Consider the following 2509-nt stretch of genomic DNA (forward strand, 5'->3'; position numbering starts at 1 on the left):
GCCGTAAGCCCGAGCATGACGAGCGTTGCCCGATAGTGGCGCTTCCATGCGAGATCGGGGCGGCCGGCGCGGAAATCGCCGGCAATGCGCGCCGCGACATAGGATTCCGTGGTGGCGACGAGGATGCTGATGATGGTGACGATCTGCACCGACACCCGGAACGCCCCGGTTTCCGATGCGCCCATGACCGCCGACAGCCGCGCCAGCAGCAGCCAGTCGGAGAATAGTTGCAGGAACAGGCTGGCCATCAGCGGCAGCCCGGCAACGAGCATGCGCCGGTCGAGCGATCCGGGCACGGGCGCGCCCCACTGCCGCCGGTGCGGCCGAAGCAGCAGCCACGCCAGAATTGCCGCAACGAGCTGGCCTGCCGCAGCCACCCCGGTTGCCGTGGCGGCATCGGGTGTCGTGCCGGCCAGCACGAACAGCACGACACCGGCCAGGAACAGGAAGGTGGGCAGCGCTTCGAGGAACTGGCCCGCGACCGGCATGCCGGCGGCCCGCACCGCCGAATATCCGACGCGCAGCATCGGCCACGCCAGGGCCGAGACGCCGACGATCAGCATTGCGCCCATGTCGCCGCCGATGTGGTCGACCAGCGGTGTCAGCACCACCAGGGCGCTGTAGAGGGTGGTGGCGATGATCGCCGTTGCCGCAACCGCCCGCGTGATGGCCCTGAGGGCGGCGCTGGCGCGGCCGCTGTCTCCCTCGCGCAGGTCGCCGGCGATTTCGCGGATGAGGATGCGGTCCAGCCCCAACATGGCGAAGCTTGCCAGCATGCTGGCGGTGCTGACCGCCAGCGCATACTGGCCGATGACGGCAGCGCCTGCGAGGCGGGCCAGCAGCATGGTCGAGAGGAACGAGGCAAGGGCCACCGCACCGGAAATGGCATAGGCAAAGAGCACCGGGCTCCAGAGGCGCCGGGCCAGCGCCTTCAGGCGGTTCATCGTCATCTGCGGTTTCAGTTGGTCGTCCAGCGGCGGAACCATGAGACGAAGCGCGGAACGCCGGCATCCAGCCTGGTGACGGGCCGGAAGCCATGGTCGCGCTGGATGGCCGAGATATCGGCGTAGGTGTCTTTCACGTCGCCGGGTTGCAATGGATGGAATTCGTGCAGCAACGGCCGCCCGCAGGAACTCTCCACAAGCTCGACGAGGTGCATCAGCGGTTCGGAGTGGCTGTTGCCGATGTTGTAGATCGCATGCGGCGACAGGCTTCCACCGGGCTTTTCCGTGCCGTCGTCGGCGGGCGGGCGGTCGAGGCAGGCGACGACACCGGCGACGATGTCGTCGATGAAGGTGAAGTCGCGGCGCATGTCGCCGTGGTTGAAGATCCTGACGGTGCGCCCGGCAAGGCAGCTTTCGGTGAACTGCCAGACCGCCATGTCGGGCCGCCCCCATGGGCCATAGACGGTGAAGAAACGAAGCCCGGTCAGCGGAATGCGATAGAGATGGGCATAGGATTCCGAAAGCAGTTCATCCGCCTTCTTGGTGGCGGCATAGAGCGACACCGGCCTGTCCACCCGGTCCTCGACCATGAAGGGCAACCGTTCGTTGCCGCCATAGACCGACGACGACGAGGCATAGACCATCGGCACCGCGAGCCGCCGGGCGGTTTCGAGCAGGTTCAGGTGGCCGACCAGGTTCGAGCGCGCATAATCGAGCGGGTGGTCGATCGACCAGCGCACGCCCGGCTGTGCGCCGAGATGTGCGATGCGCCGGATCGGACCGGCCTTTGCCGCGACATCGGTCAGCGCCTGCACAAGTGCGGCGGTATCGGCAAAATCGGTTTCGAGGAAGGTGAATCCCGGGCCTTCGAGGTCGGCGAGGCGCGCGCGCTTCAAGTCGAGACGGTAGTAGGGGACGAGGCAATCGAGGCCGACGACTGCTTCGCCCCGCGCAAGCAGGGCCTTTGACAGCGCGTGGCCGATAAAGCCTGCTGCACCGGTGACGAGCGTCGTCAACGGGCGGGATTCCGGTGCGGTGGATGAGGCAAAATCGGCGGCTGCATCGTTGAAGACTGTTGAATCTGCGGGTTACAGGCCATTTGCGCCAGTTTTCCGGCTGGAGCAAGCCGACCCTTTTGGCCTATTGGGGGAAGTGATGTCCGCGAGGGAACGAATCCTTCCGCCCTATACGAGGCGGGTCGACGATCTTCGACACCGGGTAGTCCGGCTTGTCGGGACGGCGTCTGTCATCCTGCTGGCGATCCTGTTCGGGTTCGTGATCGGGGTGTTCGGCATGTTCGGCTGGTTCATCCCGGCGATCCCGGTTGCGATTCTGGCGCTGGTTGCGCTGTGGATGGCGCCCGACGTCGGCACCGATGCCGAAAAGACGATCGTGCGCTTCTATTTCCTCTATATCGGCGTGCTGCTGATGTGGCCCAACTATCTGGCGCTGAACGCGCCGGGGCTGCCGTGGATTTCCTTTCAGCGCATCGCGATGTTCCTGCTGGCGACGGTTGCGCTGTATGCGCTGGCGACGTCTTCGCGGATGCGCGGCCAGTTCGGCGA

Annotated in this window: 2 protein-coding genes and 1 pseudogene; 1 reads left to right on the forward strand and 2 read right to left on the reverse strand. The window is 66.0% G+C overall.

Translation table 11 applies throughout. From position 1 onward, the window contains the following. Both AC16JP_RS11785 and AC16JP_RS11790 read right to left on the reverse strand, forming a co-directional pair. A partial coding sequence (locus AC16JP_RS11785) for a lipopolysaccharide biosynthesis protein (RefSeq protein ID WP_484340810.1) occupies positions 1-950 on the reverse strand: 950 nt, incomplete at its 3' end. Between the two features lie 8 nt (positions 951-958). Next, positions 959-1960, reverse strand: a complete 1002-nt coding sequence (locus tag AC16JP_RS11790) for an NAD-dependent epimerase/dehydratase family protein (protein WP_484340811.1) — start codon at positions 1958-1960, stop codon at positions 959-961. A gap of 139 nt (positions 1961-2099) precedes the next feature. Between AC16JP_RS11790 and AC16JP_RS11795 the strand changes: the two are divergent. Next, positions 2100-2509, forward strand: a pseudogene (locus tag AC16JP_RS11795) (hypothetical protein); the annotation flags it as partial.

This window comes from Sandaracinobacteroides sp. (genome assembly GCF_057137845.1).